General features: G+C 62.5%; 19 protein-coding genes. 7 read left to right on the forward strand and 12 right to left on the reverse strand.

Annotation, left to right across the window (positions count from 1 at the left end; translation table 11 throughout):
• Positions 1 to 76: 76 nt before the first annotated feature.
• From NMB39_RS16825 to NMB39_RS16845, 5 genes are all read right to left on the reverse strand, one after another.
• Entirely contained in the window at positions 77 to 820 is a 744-nt protein-coding gene (locus tag NMB39_RS16825) for an energy transducer TonB (protein ID WP_057022593.1), read from the reverse strand.
• Positions 817 to 1,263, reverse strand: a complete 447-nt coding sequence (gene tolR, locus NMB39_RS16830; RefSeq protein WP_059397626.1) for a protein TolR — start codon at positions 1,261 to 1,263, stop codon at positions 817 to 819. Before tolR ends, NMB39_RS16825 begins: the two co-directional genes overlap by 4 nt.
• 14 nt (positions 1,264 to 1,277) lie before the next feature.
• Positions 1,278 to 1,970 (reverse strand): protein TolQ, encoded by a 693-nt coding sequence (gene tolQ / locus NMB39_RS16835; protein ID WP_057022595.1) that lies wholly within the window; start codon positions 1,968 to 1,970, stop codon positions 1,278 to 1,280.
• Positions 1,971 to 2,018: 48 nt separating this feature from the next.
• Positions 2,019 to 3,884, reverse strand: coding sequence for a phytase (locus NMB39_RS16840; RefSeq protein ID WP_494340403.1), 1,866 nt, complete (start codon positions 3,882 to 3,884; stop codon positions 2,019 to 2,021).
• A 144-nt stretch (positions 3,885 to 4,028) separates the two neighbouring features.
• Positions 4,029 to 6,542 (reverse strand): TonB-dependent receptor, encoded by a 2,514-nt coding sequence (locus tag NMB39_RS16845; protein ID WP_494340402.1) that lies wholly within the window; start codon positions 6,540 to 6,542, stop codon positions 4,029 to 4,031.
• A 381-nt stretch (positions 6,543 to 6,923) separates the two neighbouring features.
• On the opposite strand from NMB39_RS16845, the gene NMB39_RS16850 reads away from it, so the two are divergent.
• Both NMB39_RS16850 and NMB39_RS16855 read left to right on the forward strand, forming a co-directional pair.
• Positions 6,924 to 7,838: a GGDEF domain-containing protein gene (locus NMB39_RS16850; protein ID WP_057022598.1), complete on the forward strand. Its 915-nt coding sequence runs from the start codon at positions 6,924 to 6,926 to the stop codon at positions 7,836 to 7,838.
• 1 nt (position 7,839) lies between these two features.
• Positions 7,840 to 8,877, forward strand: a complete 1,038-nt coding sequence (locus NMB39_RS16855) for an AraC family transcriptional regulator (protein ID WP_494340401.1) — start codon at positions 7,840 to 7,842, stop codon at positions 8,875 to 8,877.
• Here NMB39_RS16855 and NMB39_RS16860 read toward each other — a convergent pair.
• The 5 genes from NMB39_RS16860 to NMB39_RS16880 form a co-directional block, all read right to left on the reverse strand.
• The gene (locus tag NMB39_RS16860) at positions 8,864 to 9,745 is read right to left on the reverse strand and encodes a LysR family transcriptional regulator (RefSeq protein ID WP_046072243.1); all 882 of its coding nucleotides are present in this window, start codon (positions 9,743 to 9,745) and stop codon (positions 8,864 to 8,866) included. The genes NMB39_RS16855 and NMB39_RS16860 overlap by 14 nt on opposite strands.
• A 180-nt stretch (positions 9,746 to 9,925) precedes the next feature.
• Positions 9,926 to 10,543, reverse strand: a complete 618-nt coding sequence (gene ycaC, locus NMB39_RS16865; RefSeq protein ID WP_043051487.1) for an isochorismate family cysteine hydrolase YcaC — start codon at positions 10,541 to 10,543, stop codon at positions 9,926 to 9,928.
• Positions 10,544 to 10,567: 24 nt separating this feature from the next.
• Positions 10,568 to 12,406: an amidohydrolase gene (locus NMB39_RS16870; protein WP_057022600.1), complete on the reverse strand. Its 1,839-nt coding sequence runs from the start codon at positions 12,404 to 12,406 to the stop codon at positions 10,568 to 10,570.
• Positions 12,403 to 12,993 (reverse strand): antibiotic biosynthesis monooxygenase, encoded by a 591-nt coding sequence (locus NMB39_RS16875; RefSeq protein ID WP_198720379.1) that lies wholly within the window; start codon positions 12,991 to 12,993, stop codon positions 12,403 to 12,405. The genes NMB39_RS16870 and NMB39_RS16875 overlap by 4 nt, the downstream gene beginning before the upstream one ends.
• Before the next feature lie 118 nt (positions 12,994 to 13,111).
• Positions 13,112 to 14,020 (reverse strand): LysR family transcriptional regulator, encoded by a 909-nt coding sequence (locus NMB39_RS16880; protein WP_198720378.1) that lies wholly within the window; start codon positions 14,018 to 14,020, stop codon positions 13,112 to 13,114.
• 204 nt (positions 14,021 to 14,224) lie between these two features.
• Between NMB39_RS16880 and NMB39_RS16885 the strand changes: the two genes are divergently transcribed.
• Positions 14,225 to 14,623 carry a helix-turn-helix domain-containing protein gene (locus tag NMB39_RS16885; protein WP_043051491.1) on the forward strand — a complete coding sequence of 133 codons (399 nt, stop codon included), beginning with the start codon at positions 14,225 to 14,227 and terminating at the stop codon, positions 14,621 to 14,623.
• 58 nt (positions 14,624 to 14,681) lie between these two features.
• Positions 14,682 to 17,453 (forward strand): ATP-binding protein, encoded by a 2,772-nt coding sequence (locus tag NMB39_RS16890; RefSeq protein WP_494340400.1) that lies wholly within the window; start codon positions 14,682 to 14,684, stop codon positions 17,451 to 17,453.
• Here NMB39_RS16890 and NMB39_RS16895 read toward each other — a convergent pair.
• Both NMB39_RS16895 and NMB39_RS16900 read right to left on the reverse strand, forming a co-directional pair.
• Entirely contained in the window at positions 17,400 to 18,854 is a 1,455-nt protein-coding gene (locus NMB39_RS16895) for an ATP-binding protein (RefSeq protein WP_494340399.1), read from the reverse strand. The genes NMB39_RS16890 and NMB39_RS16895 overlap by 54 nt on opposite strands.
• 150 nt (positions 18,855 to 19,004) lie before the next feature.
• Complete coding sequence (locus NMB39_RS16900) at positions 19,005 to 19,955, reverse strand: GlxA family transcriptional regulator (protein WP_043051494.1); 951 nt, start codon at positions 19,953 to 19,955, stop codon at positions 19,005 to 19,007.
• Positions 19,956 to 20,134: 179 nt separating this feature from the next.
• Here NMB39_RS16900 and NMB39_RS16905 point away from each other — a divergent pair, with 179 nt between their 5' ends.
• From NMB39_RS16905 to NMB39_RS16915, 3 genes are all read left to right on the forward strand, one after another.
• On the forward strand, positions 20,135 to 20,857 hold the full coding sequence (locus tag NMB39_RS16905; RefSeq protein ID WP_494340398.1) for a pirin family protein: 723 nt from the start codon (positions 20,135 to 20,137) through the stop codon (positions 20,855 to 20,857).
• Positions 20,858 to 20,999: 142 nt separating this feature from the next.
• Entirely contained in the window at positions 21,000 to 21,347 is a 348-nt protein-coding gene (locus NMB39_RS16910) for a hypothetical protein (protein ID WP_494340397.1), read from the forward strand.
• 1,745 nt (positions 21,348 to 23,092) lie between these two features.
• Positions 23,093 to 23,635, forward strand: a complete 543-nt coding sequence (locus tag NMB39_RS16915; protein WP_057022608.1) for a thioesterase family protein — start codon at positions 23,093 to 23,095, stop codon at positions 23,633 to 23,635.
• Positions 23,636 to 23,639 lie beyond the last annotated feature (4 nt).

The raw sequence follows: 23,639 nt of genomic DNA on the forward strand, positions 1-23,639 counted from the left end.
TGACACACCGCTATCGGGAGCAAGTCGAATCGTCGCACCGCCCCTCCCACATTGGTTCTTTGTTGACGGGCAATACTCATTTGATGCGGTAATGGAAGGTGTTGCGTACTGCCGGCACGGCCACGGGCTTGCCGTCGACGACTCTGGGCTGGTAGCGAAAGGTATTCGCCGCCGCCAATGAAGGCCGGATAAACAGTGGGTGGCAGCCGTCCAGTACCTTGGGATTCTCCACGCGGCCCTGAATGTTGACGCTGTACTCCAAGGTGCAATCGCCTTCAATATTCTTGTCCAGGGCGCGCTCGGGATAGTCCGGCGCGGCCTTGCTCAGGGGCTGATATTGGCGGCTGTCGAAGGCTGGCGCAGGTACGGCAGCGCGGGCTTTTTCAGCGGCCAGGCGTTGCTGATCGAGGCGTTGTTGTTCGAGCTCACGGTTGCGTTGTTCGGTGGCGAGCCGCTCCTGCTGTTGCTCGGCTTTCTTTTCCTCGACGCGTTTACGCGCCAAGGCGGCTTTCTCAAGTTTTTGCACCTGGACCTGCGGGTCGACCCTGGGCTTTGCCGGCACAGGCTCAGGCTCAGGGGGTGCGGAGGTAGCCACCAGCGGTTCGGGCGCGGGCGCAGCTGGCAACATGACCAACTGCGTGCGCATCACCCGAGGCGCATCCACCACAGGCTTTTGCGTCGACCAGCCCATCATCAACGCGGCCAGCACGCCCACATGCAGCGCCACCGCCAGGCCGGCGGCGAGGCTGTTTCTCCAAACTCCCGAAGCATCCCTGGGCGCCATCGCCGGCGTGGGATTGTGCATGATCATCGCCGTCATTGCGGGGCCTCGGTTACCAGTCCCAGGTTGCTGACACCGCTCTTTTGCAACACCGCCATGGCAGCGACCACCCGGCCATAACCGGCGTTGTCGTCAGCGCGGATATACACCTGGGTGTCACTGCGCGCCGCCACCACCTGCATGACCTTGGCGCCCATTTCGTCCAGGCTTACGGCGCTGTCGGTCTGATGCTGGGTATCGAGTTCGCCGCCGAGGTTCCAGTAGTAGCCACCGTCGGCCTTTACCGACAGCGTGAGGATCTGCTGGCGGGTGTCGGTGGCCAGCGCCTCGGCGGCGACCTTGGGCAGTTCGATCTTCACGCCCTGGGTCAGCATCGGCGCGGTGACCATGAAGATCACCAGCAGCACCAACATCACGTCGATATACGGCACCACGTTCATTTCGGCCTTGGGCCCGTGCTTGCGTTGCGGCCTGACTAACATGGGAGTTGCTCCTTTCAGGCGGCCACGGCCAGGTTGCTCGACGTGCCGCGCAGGGAGCGGTGCAGGCGCACTTGCAGTTCATTGCCAAACGCGTAGTAGCGGGTGAGCAGTGTCTGGCCGCGGGCCGCGAAGCGGTTATAGGCGATCACTGCGGGGATGGCCGCAAACAGGCCGATGGCCGTGGCAATCAAGGCTTCGGCGATGCCCGGCGCTACGGTGGACAACGTGGCCTGTTGCACCTGAGACAGGCCGATAAAGGAATTCATGATGCCCCACACCGTGCCGAACAGGCCGATGTAAGGGCTGACCGATCCCACGGTGGCGAGAAATTGCAGGCCCTTTTCCAGCTCGATTTCCTGCTCGGTGATCGCTACCTGCAAGGCGCGCTCCACGCCTTCGAGCACGGCCGGGTCATGATTGTGCAGGTGCTGGTACTCCTGGACCCCGGCGATAAAGATCGGCGCCATGCCGCCCTCGCCCGCCTGCTGGATCTCACGGGACAGCGCCAGCAAATCCGGTGCGGCACGAAAACGCGGCACGAAACCGTTCAACTGCCGTTCCAGGCGGCGCAGCACACTGCCGCGCTGGATTATCAGGTACCAACTGAGCAAGGACGCCAACAGCAAGGTCAGCATGACCGCCTTGACCAACAGGCTGGCGTCGCTGATCAACCCCCAGATCGTCATATGTTCCATCGTCGCGTGCATGGTCAAACTCCTATTCGATTGAAAATGAATGACTGCCTGATGACAGGCTCAAGGCAACTTCAAGGCGCGGGCCACCTCGGCCCAGGGCACGAACTTGAAGTTCTGGGTTTGCTCGGGCATGCGCTTGCGCCCGTCCTGCACCACCAGCATGCCCTGGCTCCACGGCCCGCCGAGGTTGACGGCCGTAACCTCAAGGCCGTCGGTTTCGGAGGCACCATCGATGCCGGCGGCGGCATTCAAGCCAACGCGCAGGGCACCGTGCACGGCAAACGGCGGTTCGGCGTCCACCACCAGATAGCTGTCATTGCCCTGGCTGGAGATCACCAGGTAGTCACGTTGATCGCTCTGGTACAGCGCCAGACCCTCGACATCGGCATGCAGCTGCGGGCCGACCTTGATCACGCTGGTCAACGTTGCCGGCTGATCGGCGCGTGCATCCACTGCCCATACACCGACGTCTTCCTCACCGATAAATAGGCGCTGGCGTTGATCATCGGCCACGCAGCCTTCGGGTTGGCTGTCGACCTTGAACTGGCGCACCAGCTCGCCTTGCACACGCCCATCCGGCGCGCTGAGACGGTATTGCAGGAAGGTGCCGTCCTTGCCGTTGGCAATCGCGTAGATCTCGCCGCTGGCAGGCTGGAACAGGCAGATGCCATAGATGTCCTTGAGCGGCGTGGTCACTTCCCCGGCTTCACGCAGCTCGCCGCTCTGACGGTCGATGCTGAACAGGCTCAGGCTGTTGCGGTCGCGGTTGCTCGCCACGGCCAGGTCGACCGTTTGCGCGCCGAGCTTGAAGTTGGGGCGTACATCGACGTTATTCAGGCGACCCACCGCCAGCTCCTGCAACAGCTTGCCGTCAAGGTCGTAGGCGAGCAGGCCCTGTTTTTTGTTGGTGCCGAGCACACGGCTGCTGGCCGGTGTCTGGGGGTGAATCCAGATCGCCGGGTCATCCGCCGCATCGCCTTGACGGCCGACCGGGTCGCTCTGGCGCAAGGCCGCGACCTCCGGCAACACCGGTACTGCAGCGACGGGCTTGGCCTGCCAGTCGAGCCTGGCCTGATAAAGCTTGCCGCTGTCGTCATCGCGCACCAACAACTGGCGACCATTGATCGCCAGTTGCTGCGGCTCTTTCAGACCCGCCAGGCTCAAGCTCGATTGCTCCGCCCAGCGCTCGCCGGTTTGCTGGAACAAGTGCAACTGGGCGGTCTTCGGGTCCAGCGCAACCATGCCACCCGGCACCAGCGCCATGGCCCCTGCTTCGCGCTTGGGGTTGTCGAACAGCGCCACAGGCGTGCGTTTCACATCAGCTTCGGGATGCGCAGGGTAGGCCCACCAGCCGACATTCTCTTCATTGACCACCAACTGCTGGGTGGCATCGTCCACCTGGCAGAACTGCGCCGACGGCGGGAGCGGCAAACCGCGTACCCGCTGGGGTTCGGTGAGCAGGGTCGAGCCGTTGCCTACCAGCCATTGCTCACCCTTGCCCTCTTCACCTACCAGGAAGACGAACAGGTTGGCCGCCGAATCGCGATAAAGGCACAGGCCATTCACCGAGTAGTCACGGGTTGGCAGGTACAGGGGCTTGCCCCAGTTTTTGCTGGCTGTGTCCAGGCTGATCAGCAACGCCTGTTGGCGGTCGTTGTCGAGGCTGGCGACCAGTACTTGTGCACCGGCAGGCCTGGTGTCGAGGCTGGTAAAGTTGCCTTTGAAGCGCGCCAGTTCGGCGCCCTGGCTGTCGAGCAGTTGTAGCCCGTCGCGGGTACCGGCGGCCAGGCGCTCGGTGGCGTTGGGCAAGAAGGCCACGGCTTCGGCATTCAAGCTCGGCGCCCAAGGCGACAGGGCCAGGTCGGTGGCAAAGGCATTGGCGCTGGTGACCAGCGCGATCAACAGGTACAGCTTGGAAATTCTCATGAACAGGCAAAATCCTTCGAATACGATAAAGATCCAATGTGGGAGGGGGCTTGCTCCCGATGGCAGTGGTTCAGTGAATACAATGGAGGCTGACACACCGCTATCGGGAGCAAGCCCCCTCCCACATTGGAATCCAGGTGTGGTTTAGAAATGGGTGTAGGTCAGGCCCACTTTGTAGGTCGGGCCGTACTCTTCGTACTGGCCGTTGTAGCTGCGGTGGCCGGTGTAGACGAAGTACGACTCATCAGTGAGGTTCTGGGCTTCGAAGCTGACTTGCAGGTTCTTGGTCACCGAGTAGCGCGCACTGAAGTCGACGAAGGTCTGCGCGTCGACGTGCAGGTCATGGGCCTTGTCGTTGATCGAGGCCAGTTCATACAGATAGGCCGATTTATAGTTGGCCGACAGGCGCAGGCTGAGCTTGTCGTCTTCCCAGCCAAGCATCAGGTTGCCGACCGTGTCCGACTGATTGGGCAGGCTGATGCTGCGCTTGCGGTTGCGCCCGCTGGCGCTGTCGAAACCCTCGATATCCGCGCTGGAGCGGCTGAAGGTGCTGTTGGCACCGACCAGCAAGCCATTCCACGGTGCTGGCAGCCAGTCGAACTTCTGTGAGTAGGCCAGCTCCAGACCGTAGAGTTTGGCGCTGTCGCCGTTGGCGTAGGTGTGGGCCTCGGAGAAGTTGGCCCAGGCACCCGTGCCGGCCACGTCGGTGTTATAGACGAAGTTCTGGATATCCTTGTAGAACACGAACGCCGATACGGTGCCGGCGCGGCCCATGAAGTGTTCGATGCCCAAGTCCAGGTTGCTCGACTCCAGGGGCTTGAGGTCCGGGTTACCGAAGGTGGCTTCGTCATCGTCGATCACGAAACCCGGCGCCAGCTGGCCGAATGTTGGGCGCACCACGGATTGGGTCCAGGCAGCGCGCACCTGGGTGTTCTTATCTATCTGATAGCGTGCGTGCAGGCCCGGCAACCAATGGTGATAACGCCGCTTGGTTTCGGTATCGCTGAACTGGCCGTCGGTGGCGCCGGTGCCCTTGGCTTCGAATTCGGTGCCCTCGTAGCGCATCCCGGCGATGAAGCGCCAGTCATCGATATCGATGGTGTTCATCAGGTAGCCGGCGTTGATATCTTCGCGGATGGTGAAGTCGTTGACCCTGGATTCGGTGGGGTCGTAGAAATCATCCCGATTGAGGCCGCCAATCAGCTGGCGGATATTGCCCGCGCTGATGCCTGGGCCATATCGGCCGAGACGGTAGTCGACGCTGCCCTTCTGGAACTGCGCGAGGTTGAGCTGTTCATCGCTGAAGCCTTGCTGATCCAAGTCCTTGTAGACCCAGGCCTCCAAGTCGTTGTCCTTGTTGCGGCGGCTGACCTTGCCACCGAACTTGAACTGAGACGCATAGCCACTCAGGTCATAGTCACGGGCCAGGTCCAGGCGCAGGTTTTTCTCGGTGTCCTTTGTGTACTGTTTCTCCCAGTCGACCTTGTCGAGGCTGAAGTTACTGGCGTCGTAGAAGCCGTTGGCGATGATCGGGCGAGGTTTGTCCTTGTCGTAGAAACCGCTGTTGGCAAAGTCGCCGCCGTCGAAGGTGGCGCCCGCAATGTGCGCCGGGCTGTCTTCGCTGGACTGGCTGTAGCCGGCCTGGCCGCTGAGGGTCCACAGGCCCAGCATGCGCTCGCCGCCGAACACGTAGGACTGGATCTGCTGGGTTTCCTCACGGTTTTTCAGCTTGCGCTTGCCCTCGGCATCGCCCAGCTCGCCAGGCGCTCGCGGGTCGGCAAATTCAAGGCTGGCGGCGTTGCGGGTTTCGGTGTCCTTGTAGCGGCTGTAGAGGGTACGCAGGTAATAGCTGCTCAGGTCGTCGGGCTTGTAGTCGAAGTTCAGGCCGCCACCTGCGCGTTCGCGGCTGATGTCGTAGTCGCGCTGTTCGAACTCGTTGAGCCTGGCGCCGTCGGTGAAATCCCAGGCGCCACCGGTTTCGACGTTGTCTGAGCCAAAGTCGCGCTTTTGCCAGCTCAGCGCTGCGGCCACGCCGAAGTTGTCGATGCCGTCGCCGAGGCTGAAGCGATTACTGGCGGCACCGGAGAATTTCGGGCTGGTCTGGCGAGTGTTCTTGTCGTAGCTGGCTTCGGTGCTACCGGTATAGAACAGCCCCTTGTGATCGAACGCCGACAAGCTCTTCACATCCACGGTGCCACCGAGAGAGTTGGCGTCCATGTCCGGTGTCAGGGTCTTGATCACCGACAGCGACTGCACCAACTCCGAGGGCAGCACATCGAGGGCCACGGCGCGGCGTTCGCTCTCCGGCGCGGGCACCAGGGTGCCGTTGATGGTGACGCTGTTGAGGTCCGGGCCCAGGCCGCGCACGCTGACAAAACGCCCTTCTCCCTGGTCGCGCTCCACGCTGATGCCCGGTAGGCGCTGCACCGCTTCGGCGACGTTTTCATCCGGTAACTGGGCTACACCGTCGGCATGTACCACGCTCCTGATGCTGTCGGAAGAACGTTGTTCCTTGAGGGCGCTGTCCATGGCAGCGGCCTGACCGACCACTTCGACATGCTCGGTGGTGGCCGCCTCGGCCGCCGTGAGCCGCTCGCTGGCCATCGCCAGGGCCAAGGCGGTAAGCGTGAAGCTGACGAGCCCGGTGCGCTTGTACATGCAATCCTCCCCAAGAATCCGTTGGCGCCAGGCAAGAGGGCCCGGCAACTGGGAGGGCACGCTAGGGGTGGGGGATGACGGTTCTGTGACAGCATTGAGTGGTCATGCCCGTAAACCGCAGGTTTGCACGATTTTTTGGCTTGGAATGAGCTGATATGACCTCAGCAGTTCTCATGTGGAAGGGGGCTTGCCCCCGATAGCGGTGTGACAGCTACAAATAAGCTGACTGATACACCGTCATCGGGAGCAAGCCCCCTCCCACATGTTTAATCTTTGTTGCCTGTGAGATGAGCTGATTCGACCCTCGCCCACCGTCATCCAACGGTCACATCCATCTGCTGTGCTGGCGCCCATCGCTCATTCGCCCAAGGAATCGCAGCCATGCCTGGCGTGCTCAAGCCCCACCGCTGGAAACTCTCGTTGCTGCTGGTCGCCGCCAATCTCGGGCTGATCCTGCACTTGGCCTGTGGCGAATTGAAAAGCGTCAGTGAATGGGTGTGGCTGGATATTGTCGGCGAAGGCGGTTCCGCCCTGCTCGCTTTGGTGTGGCTGGGACTGGTGCTCAAAAGCCGCCCCGCAGGGCGCGTCACCAACTACTTGGCGCTGGGCCTGTCGTGCATCTTTTTCTCCTGGTGGATCGACAGCCTCGACGAGTTTATCCGCCTGCCCGACAGCATCACCTGGGACCATTGGCTGGAGTCCGGGCCGATGCCGGTGGGCATGGTTCTGCTGACCATCGGCATCTACCACTGGCACCGCGAACAACTGGCGATCAGCGCGCAGATGGAAAAACGCGAGCGGCTGTTCCGTGAGCATCGGCTGTTCGACAAACTCACGCCGCTGGCCGGCGCCGATTACCTCAAGCGCCAGTTGGCTGACAGCCTGCAAGACAGCCGCGACCAGCAACAACCGCTGTCGCTGCTGGCCCTGGACCTGGACAACTTCGCTGCCATCAACCAGGCCTACGGGCATGCCGAGGGCGACGCGGTACTACAAGCCCTCAGCCATTTGCTGCTGCTCAACCTGCGCCGCCAGGACCTGCTGTGCCGCCTGGCCGGCGACCGCTTTGTAGTGCTGCTGCCCAATACCGGTGAACGCCAGGCCAGGGAGCTGGCGCTGGAGTTGCAGCAGGCAGTGCTCGGCCTGGCCCATAAGACCCGGCACCAAGGCGAACGCCTGCAATTGGCCGCGACTACCGCCGTGGTCATGGCCCTTGAAGAACCGCCCCAGGACTTGCTCAAGCGCCTGAACCTGGCGTTGGCCAGGGCCAAGCAACCGCTTGCGAAAAGTGCCTGAGATGGCCGTGAAAACCAGCTGGTATGAAGCCGACAGCCGCTTCATCCCAGGGCATTTCCAACCCGCCGCGCTGATCGACCTGGCCTTGTCCCGCGACATCGACAGCCATCGCCTGCTGCGCGGCACCGGCCTGTTTCACGAGGACATCCTGGCCGGCACCGCGCACCTGAGCCCGCAACAGTTCTTCGGCCTGATCGGCAACAGCCGCAAGTTATTGGACGCCGACGACAGCAGCTTCTTGTTTGGCCAACGTCTGCTGCCGGGCTATTACGGCGCCGCCAGCCACGCCCTTGGCCATGCGCAGAACCTGCACCAGGCCCTGGAGATCCTGATTCAGCAACAGGTGCTGCTCAGCCCGTTGGCCACCCTGCAATTGGAGCTGGATGAGCATCGCGCCTACCTGTACTGGCTGGACAGTTGCGGCGCCGGCGAGCACTGGCGTTTCCTGCTGGAAGCCTGCATGACCTCGCTGGTTGCCATGAGCCAATGGCTGAGCGGCGAGCGCCTGCCATGGGCATGCAGTTTCAGCCATGCCGAGCCGCGCTATATCGAGCAGTACTGGGTGCACCTGGGCGAAGACACGCGCTTCGAACGCCCGCTGGACATGATAAGCATCCCGCGTGAATACCTCACCCGCCCCTGGCCTGGCGCCTCGGTCACGGCCGGTCAGGTTGCGCGTCGGCAGGCCCGCGAGCAGATCGAACAGCTGGGTTTTGCCGGCAGTTTTCTCGACTGTCTCTACGACTACCTGCGCGACCAGGTACGCCAGCCGCCCAGCCTGGAACAGGCGGCCCAGGCCTTCGCCATGAGCCCGGCGACCCTCAAGCGCAAGTTGAACAAGCACGACACCGGTTTTCAACAGCAGGTGGACCGGGTACGCAAGCAGGTGGCGTTGCACCTGTATCAGCTCAAGGGCTACAGCAATGATGAGGTGGCGGCGTACCTGAACTTCAACGATGCGGCGAACTTCCGGCGCTCATTCAAGCGCTGGACCGGCAGCACCCCGAACCTGATCCGCCAGCTGTTCAACAGCCGCTAGCCAGGCGCTCGCGTAAAAACTCCACCAGCGCCTGCACCGGCCGTGAGCTTTGCCGGTGCTGGGGATACACCGCCGACAGGGTCAGGGCTTCGGGGGCGAAGTCGTCCAGCAGTGTCACCAGGCGCCCGTCTTTCAACGCATCCGCGACGATAAAGGTCGGCAGGTAGGTCACCCCCAGCCCGGCAATGGCGGTATCACGCAACAACTCGCCGTTATTCACGCGCATACGCCCACTGACATTCAACCCCTGCAACTTGCCTTTGAAGCGCCATTGCACCTGGCGACCATGGCCGTAGGGCAGGCAGTCGTGCGCGGTCAAGTCCTCGGGTTTCAATGGCGTCCCGCGCAGCGCCAGGTAATCAGGGCTGGCGCAGTACACCCGCTGCACGCTGGCGATACGGCGGGCGATCAGGGTGGAATCTTCCAGGGTGCCGATGCGCAGCACCAGGTCGTAGCCCTCGCCGATCAAGTCTACCGGGCGGTCGCTCAGGTCGACTTCCACCGACACCTGCGGATGACGTTGCAGGAACAACGGCAGCAGGCAGCCCAGGTGAGCCATGGCGAATGACAACGGCGCGCTGAGGCGGATAGTGCCACGCGGTTCGCTGTTCTGGCCGGCGATGCCCTGCTCCACTTGCTCGACTTCACCGAGCAGGCGCAGGGCGGATTCGTAGTAGCTCTGGCCCAGTGGCGTGACATCCAGGCGCCGCGTAGAACGATTGAGCAGGCGCACACCAAGGCGCTCTTCCAGCTGGATCAGGCGACGACTGACGAATTGCTTGGACAGGCCCAGTTGCTCGGCGGCGGCGGTGAAACTGCCGGACTCCATGACCTGGCAGAACAGGCGCATGTCTTCGAAGGGGTTCATTGTCGCTTCTCGGTGGACGATGGACTGATTTATAACGGGTTCAGAGGCACACCACAAACCTAATGTGGGAGGGGGCTTGCTCCCGATGGCGGTGCTTCAGTCAAAAATGCTGTGACTGACACACCGCCATCGGGAGCAAGCCCCCTCCCACAGGGGATTACCTACATCTGGCAGATCTGCTTATTTGGCGGTGAACGCCGAGTAGCTGTTCATCAGGTTGCGGTAGTTGGGGATGCGCGGCGACAGCAGGTTGGCCAGGCCTTCCATGTCGTTGCGCCAGTCAACCTGCAGCTCGCAGGCCACGGAGAACCAGTTGACCAACTGTGCGCCGGCGGCAGTCATACGTGCCCAGGCGGCCTGTTGCACGGTTTCATTGAAGGTGCCGGAGGCGTCGGTGACCACGAAAACCTCGAAGCCTTCGTCGAGAGCGCACAGGGTCGGGAAGGCTACGCACACATCCGTGACCACGCCGGCAATGATGATCTGCTTACGACCGGTCGCCTTGACGGCCTTGACGAAATCTTCGTTGTCCCAGGCATTGATCTGACCGGGGCGGGCGATGTACGGCGCATCCGGAAACAGTGCCTTGAGCTCTGGCACCAGTGGACCGTTAGGACCGCCTTCAAAACTGGTGGTCAGGATGGTCGGCAGGTTGAAGAACTTCGCCACGTCGGCCAGGGCCAGCACGTTGTTCTTGAATTCGTTGGGGGAGAAATCCTGCACCAGCGAGATCAGGCCAGTCTGGTGATCGACCAGCAGGACAACCGCGTCATCTTTGTTCAAGCGCTTATAAGTCATGGGGTAACTCCTTTGGTTTCTGGATTAAAAGGCAAAGCATGAACAGCCAAACGCACCCCAGAACCCCTGGAAATCGCTGACTGGCACGCTGGAAAGACGGGCTTTTTCATGGCTGTGGGCATGCACGCCGCACGGGCCGCTGCACTGGTGGACCTGGGCCTGCAAGGGCGAGGTCGGACGCCAGTGCCCTGGTACCTTGACCACCGGCGACCAGTCCGGCAGCACCGGCACGCGTGGTGGGGCGAAATCTTCGAAGTCACCCGCGCCGTAGACCACCTTGCCGCCGACCACGGTCAGCACCGATTCGATCCACTTGATGGCTTCCTCGTCGACACTGAAGAAGTCCGCCGACAACGCGGCCACATCCGCCAACTGGCCGACCTTGATCTGGCCTTTCTTGCCCTGCTCGGACGAGAACCAGGCGCTGCCGTGGGTAAACAACTCCAACGCGGTGAGGCGTGGCAGACCCTCGGCGTGCAGCTCCAGGCCACCGACGGTGCGGCCGCTGACCATCCAGTACAGCGAGGTCCACGGGTTATAACTGGAGACCCGCGTGGCATCGGTGCCCGCCCCTACCGGCACGCCTTCGGCGAGCATGCGCTTGATCGGCGGCGTGGCTTCGGCGGCCTTGGCACCGTAGCGCTCAACAAAGTATTCACCCTGGAACGCCATGCGGTCCTGGATCGCAATGCCGCCGCCGAGGGCGCGCACGCGTTCAATGTTCTTCGGGGTAATGGTTTCAGCATGGTCGAAAAACCATGGCAAGCCATTGAAGGGAATGTCGCGGTTAACCTTCTCGAACACATCGAGCATGCGTGAGATGGATTCGTCATAGGTGGCATGCAGGCGGAACGGCCAGCGCTGTTCCACCAGGTGGCGTACCACTGGCTCCAGCTCCTGTTCCATGGTCAGCGGCAGGTCCGGGCGCGGTTCGAGGAAGTCTTCGAAATCCGCCGCCGAAAACACCAGCATTTCGCCAGCGCCGTTGTGACGCAGATAGTCATCGCCCTGATGCAGGGTGACGCTGCCGGTCCAGTTCTTGAAGTCGCTGAGTTCTTCCTTGGGCTTCTGGGTGAACAGGTTGTAGGCGATGCGCACCGTCAACTGTTGGTCCTTGGCCAACTGTTCGATCACCGCATAGTCATCGGGATAGTTCTGGAAGCCGCCGCCGGCATCGATGGCGCTGGTCAGGCCCAGGCGATTGAGTTCGCGCATGAACTGGCGGGTGGAGTTGACTTGGTATTCCAAGGGCAGTTTCGGACCCTTGGCCAAGGTCGAATACAGGATCATCGCGTTAGGTCGTGCCACCAGCATGCCGGTGGGGTTGCCGTGGCTGTCGCGCACGATCTCGCCGCCTGGCGGGTTGGGCGTGTCCTTGGTGTAGCCGGCCACCCGCAACGCCGCACGGTTAAGCAAGGCGCGGTCGTACAGGTGCAGCACAAACACCGGAGTGTCCGGCGCGGCCTGGTTGAGTTCTTCGAGGGTGGGCATGCGTTTTTCGGCGAACTGGAATTCGTTCCAGCCGCCGACCACGCGCACCCATTGCGGCGTAGGAGTACGGTCGGCCTGGTCCTTGAGCATGCGCAAGGCATCGGCCAGGGACGGCACGCCTTCCCAGCGCAGCTCGAGGTTGTAGTTCAGCCCGCCACGGATCAGGTGCAGGTGCGAGTCATTGAGCCCGGGGATCACCGTGCGGCCCTTGAGGTCGATGACCTGGGTGCCGCTGCCGCGCAGGGCCATGGCTTCACCGTCGGTACCCACGGCGACAAAGCGCCCCTCACGAATGGCGACGGCGGTGGCGCGTGGGTTTTCCCGGTCCACGGTGTGGAACTGGCCATTGAACAGAATCAGATCGGCGTTCATAGGGTTTCCTTTACAGAAGGTTGAAGCCAGGGAGCGAACAAGCGGGTGGCCGCCGGCATCAGCAGGTAGACCACCAACAGCACAATGGTCAGGGTGACCAGGAAGGTGGAGACCACATAGTTGGACAGCAACGGGTGCAGGCGCAGGATCGGCCCCCAGATAAACGGCAGGAGCAAGGTTTGCGGCAAAATCACGCACAGGCTGACCACTGCCTGTTTCCAGCGCGGCGGCTGGGCAGCGCCCTCGGCCTGGGTCGCGAACCAGAACTCATTGACGGCGCCGATTTCAGTCTGGTCGCCGTCCGCCAGCATCGGCGCGGCTTCGTCGATCAGGGCCTGGCGTTGGGGGGAATCGAGCCACAGTTCCAGGGCATCGGTGGAGCGATAGCGCAGCACACAGGTGAACAGCGCCATACCGTTCTGCCGGCTGCGCACCACATCGACGCCAAGATGGCCGGGACGTTCGCCAGCGATGCGCACGATACGGCGCAGCCAGGCTTCGTATTCGGTTTCGCATCCGGGCTTGACCCGGTGCTTGACCACCAGCGTGACGACTTCGTCAGGGCTGGTCTTGGGTGTTGGGTCCATGGTTGGGTGACTCCCCCGCAGGATTGAGCGATGGGAGGAGTTTGCCGGGGCCTGGGGTGTGCGGAATTGGATGTATGTGCTGTTTGGGTTTCTTGGAGAACGGGTATGTGGACGGCAGTCAGTGTGCCACCGACATATGCTCCGCAATCCGCCCTCGTAACCAGCGCTCCGCCGGGTCATTGTCATGCACCCCGCTCCACACCATCGACAGCTCCGCTGCGTCAATCGCAAACGGCGGGTCTTCGGCGCGCAAGCGGGTGCCCTCGGTCAAAGCGCAGGCCGCGTAATCCGGCACGGTGGCGATAATCTGCGTGCCCGCCAGCAGTGCGCGCAACCCGCTGAACTGCGGTACAGCCAGCACCACACGGCGCGAGCGGCCGATGCGTGCCAGGTCGAGGTCGATATTGCCGCTCAAGTCCCCTGAAAACGACACCATCGCATGGGGCCTGGCGCAATAGTCATCCAGGGTCAGCGGCGCCACGCCGTCATCGCCGCGCAGTACCTTGCAGGGGATGTCCCGCAGTTTCTTGCGCTTGGCATTGGCCGGCAGTTCGGTGGTGTAGCTGACGCCCACCGAGATCTCACCGCTGGCCAGCAGTGCCGACATCAACAGGTAATTGGCCCGGCGCACCACCACGATGATACCCGGTGCCTCTTCGCGCAGTTGGCTGAGCAACGCCGGAAACAGCCCGAACTCGGCGTCATCGGACAGGCCGATGCGAAACACCGCGCTGCTGCTGGAAGGGTCGAAGTCCTTGGCGCGGCTGACGGCGCCCGAGATGATGTCCATGGCCGGTTGCAGCTCCTTGAGTATCGCCACCGCACGGGGCGTGGGCTCCATGCCGCGGCCGTTGCGCAGCAGCAGTGGGTCGTCGAACAAGTCGCGCAAACGGCCCAATGCGGCGCTCACCGCCGGTTGGCCCATAAAGAGTTTTTCGGCGACCCGGGTCAGGTTTTTTTCAAACATCAAGGCTTCGAAAATCACCAGCAGGTTCATGTCGACGCGGCGCAGGTCGTTGCGGTTCATGGCGGTATCCAAACGTTTTCCAGACGGTCAGGGAAGCATATTTGCAATACCCGCGATTGCATGCCTGTGCTGTCTTTTCTACGCCTGCAGCTGGCGAAATTAACAACGATTAACTCGTCAGGCCGGTGCTCCTGCACCAAGAATGCAGGCGTCTACACTGCACTCATCCACCGGGAACGCTCCCATCGACTACGGATATCTGTCATGGCCCGACTCGAGCAATACGCCCCACGCTTGTCCGCCACCGGCGGCCTGTGCCCCCGGCGCGAACGAATCGCCAAGCAACTGATCCTCGCCAACCTCGGCGAAAGCCTGGCTATCGCCGACCTGGCCCAGGCCTGCGCCTTGTCGCGCAGCCACTTTTCCCGCGCATTCAAATGCACCACCGGGCTATCGCCCCAGGAATGGATCCGCCAGCAACGCATCCAGCGCGCCAAGGAGTTGATCACCGGTTCGTCCTTGAGCCTCACGCAAATCAGCCTGGAATGTGGTTTCTGCGACCAGGCGCACTTCTGCCACATGTTCACGCGCAGCGAAGGCGTGAACCCGATGACCTGGCGAAACCACCAGTCGCGCCACAAGCCTTTGGTGATCGCCGCCTAGTGGTCTTCACGCACCTGGAATATGCTGGCCCATCTTCGACTCCGGAACCTGGGCAGCCATGACTGACTTGAGCGACCAGGCCGTGCACTTCGGCCCCTACCGTGTCCACCCGCACCAGCGCCTGGTGCTGGAAGCCGGCCGCCCGCTGCGCCTGGGGCGGCGGGCCGTGGATATTCTGCTGGTCCTGCTGGAGCACGCCGGCAATGTGGTGAGCAAGCAGGAGCTGATCTCGCGGGTCTGGCCCAAAACCGTGGTGGAAGACGGCAACCTGCGGGTGCACATGGCCGCGTTGCGCAAGGCACTGGGCGATGGCCAGGCCGGGCAGCGCTATATCGTCACGGTCGCTCAGCGCGGCTACAGTTTTGTTGCGCCACTGAGCATTGAACCGATGACGCTACCCACAGGTGGCATGCCCCAGCGCCCGAGCCATAACCTGCCGTTGCGGCGTACGCGAATGATCGGCCGCCAAGCCCTGATCGACGCCCTGGTGCAGCAACTGCCGCAGCAGCGCTTCATTACCTTGACCGGCGCCGGTGGCATCGGCAAGACCACCGTGGCCCTGCGCGTCGCCGAGTTGTTGATCGGGCATTACCGTGACGGCATTCATCTGCTGGACCTGGCGCCACTCAGCGCAGCCTCGATGATCCTGCCCAACCTCGCCGCGCTCCTCGACCTGACACCCGCTGCGAATGCACCGCTGGTCAGCTTCGCCCGTAGCCTGCAGGCACGCCAGATGCTGCTGGTGATCGACAACTGCGAACACTTGCTCGACGACATCGCCCTGATCAGCGAAACCCTGTTGCGCCATGCGCCGCACCTGCACATCCTCACCACCAGCCGCGAAGCCCTGCGCGCCGACGGTGAATATGTGCAACGCCTCGAGCCGCTGGCTTGCCCGCCCGCCACCGGCAACCGTGCCCAGGCCCTGGGTTACCCGGCCATGCAATTGCTGGTCGAACGGGCCATGTCCCATCAGGACAGCTTTGCCCTCAGCGAAGCTGACCTGCCCCTGGCGATTGATATCTGCCAGCGCCTGGACGGCATTCCCCTGGCAATTGAACTGGTGGCCGCGCAAATCGAGCGTTTTGGCTTGCAGGGGCTGCTGGTACAGATGGAAGACAATTTCCGCCTGCTGACCCGCGGGCGGCGCAGCGCCCTGCCGCGCCAGCAAACCCTGCGGGCCACCCTCGACTGGAGCTTTGACCTGCTCGGCGAGTGCGAAAAAACCTGCCTGCGCCGCCTTGCGGTTTTTCGCGCAGGCTTCAGCCTGGCCAGCGCCGCAGCGGTGATCGCCGGAGAAACGATCGCCCCCGCCGAAGTGCTGGGCTCCATCACGCAATTGGTGGCCAAGTCTTTGTTGAATGTGGAAGCCGGCGATGACGAGATGGTGTATCGCCTGCTGGATATCACCCGCACCTATGCCCTGGAAAAGCTCAGCCTCGCCGGCGAATTGCCAGCCACTCGAGAGCGCCATGCGGCACGCTGCCTGGCGCTGATGGAACAGGCCCGGACCGACTGGGAACTGCTGGCCACGCAGCCTTGGCTCGACCGCTATGCACCGTTGCGCGAAGACGTGCGCGCCGCACTCGACTGGGGCTTTGCCGAGGATGTCGGGCACTTGCTGGCCATCCGCCTGACGGTCAGCGCAATGCCCCTGTGGCAGGAATTGTCATTGTTGCGTGAGCATGGCGGCTATGTGGACAAGGCACTGGCGTTGATAGGCCAGGTCGATACGCCCTGCACGCAACTGATCCTTCAATTGCAATTGGCTCTGGGCAGCCTCTCCTACCACGCCATGGGCGCTGCGCCCCGCACCATTGCAGCCTTTGTCAGTGCCGAACGCCTGGCCCTGGCACGTCGCGACGTTGCAGGGCAACTGCGTGCGGTCTCCGGGCAAATGGCTGTAAACCTGTGTGCCGGGCGCTATGCCCAAGCACTGCAACAAAGTCTGCAGTTTGATCGCCTCGACCCGCGCACCGAGCCGTTGCTGGAGTTGAGCGCCCAACGACTGCGCGCGTTGGCCCAGCATTACACCGGGGACCAGGCGCTCGCCCGACACAATGCCGAGCAAGTGCTGCAGCGCATGAGCCACAGCGGCCATGTGAACCGGTTCGCCCATGGCGTCGGGGTGCAATACGATCAAAGCGTGGCGTCCTTGACCCTGCTGGCGCGGATCCTGTGGTTGCAGGGTTTTCCCGATAGTGCCTGGCGCACCGCCAGCCAGGCGCTGGAGCTGGCCCTGCAGATCAATCATGGCACGTCGATCTGCTACACCCTGGCCCTGGCCGGGGTCGTCATCGCCCGCTACAACGGCGCCGAAGACGATGCGCAAGCCCTGCAAAGGCTCCTGCTGGAACAGTCGCACAAGCACTCGGCGCAGTTGTTCCAGACCTGGGCCGGGCATTACGCCGGTATCCTGGTCGACCAGGATTTACAGGACCTGGGACTGATCGAGGACACCCTGATCACATTCGGCGCCGACGAAGTCAATGAAGCAGCCTTCGAGCGCGCACGCGCAGGCTCTGCGGGCTGGTGCGCGCCTGAAATCCTGCGGGTCTGTGCCGAACAGTGGGTGCAACGGGGCGACAGCCGCGCCGCTGAAGCCCTGTTGCTCGAAACCCTGGGCCTGGCGCACCAGCAAGGTGCCTTGGCCTGGGAACTGCGCTGTGCGACTTCCCTGGCACAACTGTGGCAACAGCAGGGGCGCTTGCAGGCCGCGCGGGACCTGCTGGGTTCAGTCTACGGGCGATTTACCGAAGGCTTCACCACTGGCGACTTAGTCCGCGCAAGCAGCCTGCTCGACCAGTTGCAGGACAAACGGCCGGCCTGAAAAAGTGCCCACACATGGCTCGTAGCCCTGCTGCAAACGCTCGACCTGACGCGGGTCACGCAGTTGCGCCAGGGCATAGCTGCGCACGCAGTTGAGCAGGCGGTAGCGGCGCTGCGGGCCTAGCCCAGGTTCGACGCTCAGCAGCGAGACATTGACCAGGCGCGCCAGCAGATACGCCAGGTCGGCGTGCTCAAGCTCGGTCCCGCTCACCAGCTCGCTCAAGGCAGGCAAGGTCACTGCCATCTTGAACAACCCCAACTGCAGGAACAGCCAGCATTCCGGCAGGCTCAGGCGTTCGTAGCTCCAGTCCAAGGCAGCAGTCAGTGATCGATGGTGTTCCACCGCCGTGCGGCGCCCGCGGGTCAACGTCTGCAGCCCCATGCGCAATTGTCTCTGCACACCGCTGATGCCCAATGCGTCGACTTGGGCCGCCGCCAGTTCGAGGGCCAACGGGATACCGTCCAGGCGCCGGCAAATATCGCGCAGCGCTGCCAGATCCTGATGCCGCAATACAAACCCCCGCTGGCTGGCACAAACCCGAGCGATGAACAGCTGCACCGCGGGACAGGCCATGGCCTGCTCGACACTGCTCAATGCCGAGGGCGACGGCACGGCCAGCCGCGGCACGCGCAGCACCCACTCGCCGGGGGCCAGCAAGGCTTCGCGGCTGCTGACCAGCACGCTGACGCCGGGCGCCCGTTCGCGCAATGCGCGCACCAGCTTGCGACACGCCCCCAACAACAGGTCGGCACCATCGAGTACCAGCAGCAGCTGGCGCGAGGCCAATTGGCGGCACAGCTCATCAAGGCGCTCGCACTGCTGTAGTTGCAATACCGTGGCCAGACCGCTGAGCAGTTCGTGGGGTGCATGCATGCGGGTCAGGTCGACCCACCACACTCCGTCGCGGTAGCGAGGCAATACCCGCTCGGCCAAGGCCAGGGCCAATGTACTTTTGCCAATGCCGGCCATCCCGGTGAGCGTCAACAGCCGCTGCCCGGGCAAGCGTCGCGCCAGCACCCGCACAAGCTCATCTCGGCCACATACCGGGCTGAGCCGCGCCGCCAGGTTGTGCTGTGGCAGTAACGTCGGCGCCGAGCCTTGCACGGGGGCGACGAAACAGTAGCCGCGCTGGGGGTGATTGAGGATCAGGCGTGGCCCGTCGAGCGCCCGGCGCAATGCGGCAATGTGCACGCGCAGGTTATTGTCCTCGACGACGCTGTTGGGCCAGACCCGCTGGATCAAGGTCGCCTTGCTGATGAATTGCCCAGGCGCCTCGAGCAGCACCGCGAGAATATCCAGGGCGCGTCCGCCCAGCGCCACCGGCAGGCCCGCCTTGCTGACCAGGCGCTGTTGCCGATGAAAAGTGTAAGGGCCGAAGCTGATCGCCGCAGAGTTGTGCATGTCCGCTAAAAGCGCTGGAACACCCGTGCTTGAGTGCCTGCGCGTCCTTTTCCATGGGCTCGGGGCTATCTTGCCAGCTGGCGATGACAGGGCAATGCTGGCACGGGGAGCGATACGGACAATCGAGTGCCCTGGACGGACATTGTGTCGTTAACTGAACTGTTGTCGGTATTGGGTAGGGTTCAGGCCAAGCTTCTCACTGAACAGAAAGCGCATATGCCGCACGCTGCCGAAGCCTGCGTGGAACGCCACGGTCTTGAGCGGCAGGTCGGTGGTTTCCAACAAGTGCCGGGCACGGTCGATGCGTGCGCCCTGCAGGAACGCCATGGGCGTCATCTGCACGTCCTTGGCGAACAGTCGCGCAAAATGCCGTGCACTCATGCCGGCCAGTTCGGCCATGGACTCGATGGTAAAGGCTTGCTCCAGATGCGCCAGCACATGGTTCTGAACGCGGGTGATCGCGGTTTCCTGGGGCGCCACGGCAGCGGTCATCGGGCTGAACTGGGCCTGACCGCCCTGGCGTTTCATCACCACCAGCAGCACCTTAGCCACATCCACCGCCACTTGCTTGCCGTGGTCCTGGGCAACTACCGAAAGGGCCAGGTCGATACCGGCGGTGACGCCACCCGAGGTAATCAGGCGCCCGTCCTGCAAGTAAATGCGATCGGTCTCGACAATGGCGTTGGGGAACGCCTTGATCAAGCGCTCGGTGTAATGCCAGTGGGTGGTCACGCGGTGCCCGTCGAGCAAGCCCGCATGCCCGAGCACGAAGGCGCCGGTGCAGATCGAGCCGAACCGCCGGGACCGTGGTGCCGCGGCTTTGAGCCACGGTAGCAGCGCGGGATGGCATTCGTTATAGGCACCCGGGCCGCCCGGCACCAGCAGCAGGTCATAGGCGGCATGGTCCTGCTCCAGCAGCAAATCGGTCTGCACCATCACCCCGTTGGAGGCCCGCAGCGGACCGGGCTCAGTGCCAATGGTCAGGATCTGATAGTGGTCGGCTGCCGGCAGGTAGCGGTTGGCAATCGAAAACACTTCCAGCGGCCCGGCCATGTCGAGCAGCAGGAAGTCCGGGAACAGCGCCATGGCCACGGTTTTCATAAGCGGGAAAGTCCATTGAACAGAAATGCGGCGGGCATTATGGCATGACTTTGAGTGTCAACCAGAGGGAGACAGTTATTCTATTTTCACCTCGTTAATGAATAATTCGATAACCATTAATCTTCTCCTCACCCAAGCGCCCTGCATCTCGCAGCCTGCGCTCACTTGAGGACTGGACCATGCTGACCCTTCGCAAAGCTTCCGAACGCGGCGCCGCCAATCACGGTTGGTTGAAGTCGTTCCACACCTTCTCTTTCGCCAACTACTGGAACCCCAACGAACAGGGTTTTTCCGACCTGCTGGTCATCAACGATGACCGCGTCGCCGCCGGCAAAGGCTTTGGCCAGCACCCGCACCGCGACATGGAGATTTTCTCCTACGTGCTCGAAGGCGCCCTGGAACACAAGGACACCCTGGGCACCGGCTCGGTGATCCGCCCCGGCGATGTGCAGTTGATGAGCGCCGGCAGCGGCGTGGCCCACAGTGAGTTCAACCACAGCCAACGCCTGAGGGTGCACTTCCTGCAAATCTGGATCGTGCCCAACGAGGCCGGCGCCAAGCCGCGCTATCAGCAGGAACACTTCAGTGAAGCGCAGAAGCGCGGGCGCTTGCAGTTGATCATCTCCCCGGACGGCGCCAATGGCTCGCTGAACGTTCGCCAGGATGCACGGGTGTATGCCGGGCTATTCAACGGCGACGAAAGCACACGCCTGGAGCTGGCGCCGGATCGCTACGCCTACGTTCATGTGGCGCGCGGCAGCGTTGAACTCAATGGCCAACGCTTGCAGGAAGGCGACGGTGTGCGGGTGCGTGATGAGCGCCAGCTTCGCCTGAGCCATGGCGAGGACGCCGAGGTGCTGGTGTTCGACCTGCGCCCCAATGAGCTGCCGCAGATGCCGTGACGCTTGCAGTGATGGTTCGGCAAGGACCATCGCTGGCATCGATAGTCACCATCAGCGCAATGAAGTTCTCTTAAAAAAACCAACGCGTAACATCAAACCCATGCCAGACGGCACCCAACCAAGACACTCGGAGCACACCATCATGAAACGCCAACTCTTGCTTAGCCTCGCTTTCTCGGTACTCGCTGCAAACGCTTTTGCCCACCCGGTAGTCGCCGAAGGCGGCTCGGACCGCCTGATAGAAACCCGCGTTGCCGAAGGTGGCGCGGATCGTTTGCAGGAACGTGGCCTGGCTGAAGGCGGTGCGGATCGCCTGCAGGAACGTGGCCTCGCCGAAGGTGGTGCGGATCGCCTGCAGGAACGTGGCCTCGCTGAAGGTGGTGCGGAGCGCCTGCAGGAACGTGGCCTCGCTGAAGGTGGTGCGGATCGCCTGCAGGAACGTGGCCTCGCCGAAGGTGGTGCCGAACGTTTGCTGAGCACCCACGTATAACCCCGCTCTGTTGGCGGGACACCCCAAACCGGCCTGATCAGCCGGTTTTTTTTCGTCTGCGATTTGCATGGATATCGCAAAATCCTGCATCGCCCAACGCCAACCACGATGCGCAGCGAGCCGCTCTTGATCTTGATCTGCTTTTGATCTCAGGCGCCCCGTTAAACCACGCTGGCCGGAATTCGACATGGATTTGGGGGGTAAACCGGCAGGGATGCCGGTTTAGCCGCCCCGCGCCATGGATGGCGCGTGGCGGCGGCCCCCCGAATCCATGGCGGATTACGGGCACACCGAGCCTAGGCGAGGTGCCGAGTGGTGGGGCAAGAGCGTTTGGTTACTTTGCGCTTTTCAAAGTGACCCGCTGTAAAAGCGGAACCAATAGTGGCCGTTACCTAAATAATGGATATGTACTCGGTCTGATCCAACATCCTGGTCAACTGTCAGGCCGCCATCGGGAGCAAGCCCCCTCCCACATTTGGATCGAGAGCATCAGTCAGGCACTGGTCGGCTGTCAGGCCGCTATCGGGAGCAAGCCCCCTCCCAAATTTGGACCGAGACCATCAGTCAGGCACTGGTCGGCTGTCAGGCCGCTATCGGGAGCAAGCCCCCTCCCACATTTGGACCGAGACCATCAGTCAGGCACTGGTCGGCTGTCAGGCCGCTATCGGGAGCAAGCCCCCTCCCACATTTGGACCGAGACCATCAGTCAGGCACTGGTCGGCTGTCAGGCCGCTATCGGGAGCAAGCCTCCTCCCACATTTGGACCGAGACCATCAGTCAGGCACTGGTCGGCTGTCAGGCCGCTATCGGGAACAAGCCCCCTCCCACATTTGGACCGAGAGCATCAGTCAGGCACTGGTCGGCTGTCAGGCCGCTATCGGGAGCAAGCTCCCTCCCACATTTGGATCGAGACCATCAGTCAGGTACTGGTCGGCTGTCAGGCCGCTATCGTGAGCAAGCCCCTCCCACATTTGGACCGAGAGCATCAGTCAGGCACTGGTCGGCTGTCAGGCCGCCATCGGGAGCAAGCTCCCTCCCACATTTGGATCGAGACCATCAGTCAGGCACTGGTCAGCTGTCAGGCCGCTATCGGGAGCAAGCCTCCTCCCACATTTGGACCGAGAGCATCAGTCAGGCACTGGTCAGCTGTCAGGCCGCTATCGGGAGCGAGCCTCCTCCCACATTTGGACCGAGAGCATCAGTCAGGCACTGGTCAGCTGTCAGGCCGCTATCGGGAGCAAGCCCCCTCCCACATTTGGACCGAGAGCATCAGTCAGGCACTGGTCAGCTGTCAGGCCGCTATCGGGAGCAAGCCCCCTCCCACATTTGGACCGAGAGCATCAGTCAGGCACTGGTCAGCTGTCAGACCGCTATCGGGAGCAAGCCCCCTCCCACATTTGGACCGAGAGCATCAGTCAGGCACTGGTCAGCTGTCAGGCCGCTATCGGGAGCGAGCCCCCTCCCACATTTGGACCGAGAGCATCAGTCAGACACTGGTCAGCTGTCAGGCCGCTATCGGGAGCAAGCCTCCTCCCACATTTGGACCGAGACCATCAGTCAGGCACTGGTCGGCTGTGGGCAACCGTCGGCAAGGCCCCCTTGAGAGTAAAAAGAAACCGCAGCAAAACAATGTGCATATTAGAACCCGATTTGCGCTTTTCGCATGTAATAAGTCATTTGCGGACCTACCCTAGCCGATCCCGCACCTTTACAGTGCTGCCATTGATCAACTGTCGAGTAGTTTCATGAATCTCTGGTTTCGATTACTGCACATGCTGTTGCGCCGCCCCTGGCGCAAACCGGTACATGGCCTGGACACCACTGTGGTGCGCATGCGCGTCTGGCCCCTGGACCTGGATCTCAATCGGCATGTCACCAATGGCCGGTATTTCACCCTGGCGGATGTTGCACGCATGGATTTTGTCTTGCGCACGGGCGCCTTCCGTGTGGCGCTGCGTCACAAGGCGGTGCCGATCGTGGGCGATACCTGGGGCAAGTTTCGCCGAGAATTGAAGCTGTTCGAGGTCTTCGACGTGCACACCCGCATGCTCGGCTGGGACCACAAGTGGAGCCTGATGGAGCACCGTTTCGTCAGCAATGGCCGAGTGATTGGCGTGGTGGTGATGCGTGGAGTGTTCCGAAGCGCCAAAGGCACCCTGCCCCCAGCGGAGTTTGTGCGAGAGCTGGGGTTGGACGAAGTCTCACCGCCGATGCCGCAATGGCTGAGTGAATGGGCACGTAGTTGCGATGAGATGAGTGTGCAACTACGGGCAGAAGAACAGCGTTGAAAAC

This window comes from Pseudomonas sp. FBCC-B545, assembly GCF_059134095.1.

What these genes read in the sequence shown, in the direction of transcription:
- NMB39_RS16895 (WP_494340399.1), bottom strand. Translation starts at nt 18,854, where the DNA reads ATGCACAACTCTGCGGCGATCAGCTTCGGCCCTTACACTTTTCATCGG.
- NMB39_RS16825 (WP_057022593.1), bottom strand. Translation starts at nt 820, where the DNA reads ATGACGGCGATGATCATGCACAATCCCACGCCGGCGATGGCGCCCAGG.
- NMB39_RS16845 (WP_494340402.1), bottom strand. Translation starts at nt 6,542, where the DNA reads ATGTACAAGCGCACCGGGCTCGTCAGCTTCACGCTTACCGCCTTGGCC.
- tolQ (WP_057022595.1), bottom strand. Translation starts at nt 1,970, where the DNA reads ATGCACGCGACGATGGAACATATGACGATCTGGGGGTTGATCAGCGAC.
- NMB39_RS16840 (WP_494340403.1), bottom strand. Translation starts at nt 3,884, where the DNA reads ATGAGAATTTCCAAGCTGTACCTGTTGATCGCGCTGGTCACCAGCGCC.
- tolR (WP_059397626.1), bottom strand. Translation starts at nt 1,263, where the DNA reads ATGTTAGTCAGGCCGCAACGCAAGCACGGGCCCAAGGCCGAAATGAAC.
- ycaC (WP_043051487.1), bottom strand. Translation starts at nt 10,543, where the DNA reads ATGACTTATAAGCGCTTGAACAAAGATGACGCGGTTGTCCTGCTGGTC.
- NMB39_RS16905 (WP_494340398.1), top strand. Translation starts at nt 20,135, where the DNA reads ATGCTGACCCTTCGCAAAGCTTCCGAACGCGGCGCCGCCAATCACGGT.
- NMB39_RS16875 (WP_198720379.1), bottom strand. Translation starts at nt 12,993, where the DNA reads ATGGACCCAACACCCAAGACCAGCCCTGACGAAGTCGTCACGCTGGTG.
- NMB39_RS16850 (WP_057022598.1), top strand. Translation starts at nt 6,924, where the DNA reads ATGCCTGGCGTGCTCAAGCCCCACCGCTGGAAACTCTCGTTGCTGCTG.
- NMB39_RS16915 (WP_057022608.1), top strand. Translation starts at nt 23,093, where the DNA reads ATGAATCTCTGGTTTCGATTACTGCACATGCTGTTGCGCCGCCCCTGG.
- NMB39_RS16870 (WP_057022600.1), bottom strand. Translation starts at nt 12,406, where the DNA reads ATGAACGCCGATCTGATTCTGTTCAATGGCCAGTTCCACACCGTGGAC.
- NMB39_RS16910 (WP_494340397.1), top strand. Translation starts at nt 21,000, where the DNA reads ATGAAACGCCAACTCTTGCTTAGCCTCGCTTTCTCGGTACTCGCTGCA.
- NMB39_RS16885 (WP_043051491.1), top strand. Translation starts at nt 14,225, where the DNA reads ATGGCCCGACTCGAGCAATACGCCCCACGCTTGTCCGCCACCGGCGGC.
- NMB39_RS16900 (WP_043051494.1), bottom strand. Translation starts at nt 19,955, where the DNA reads ATGAAAACCGTGGCCATGGCGCTGTTCCCGGACTTCCTGCTGCTCGAC.
- NMB39_RS16890 (WP_494340400.1), top strand. Translation starts at nt 14,682, where the DNA reads ATGACTGACTTGAGCGACCAGGCCGTGCACTTCGGCCCCTACCGTGTC.
- NMB39_RS16880 (WP_198720378.1), bottom strand. Translation starts at nt 14,020, where the DNA reads ATGAACCGCAACGACCTGCGCCGCGTCGACATGAACCTGCTGGTGATT.
- NMB39_RS16855 (WP_494340401.1), top strand. Translation starts at nt 7,840, where the DNA reads ATGGCCGTGAAAACCAGCTGGTATGAAGCCGACAGCCGCTTCATCCCA.
- NMB39_RS16860 (WP_046072243.1), bottom strand. Translation starts at nt 9,745, where the DNA reads ATGAACCCCTTCGAAGACATGCGCCTGTTCTGCCAGGTCATGGAGTCC.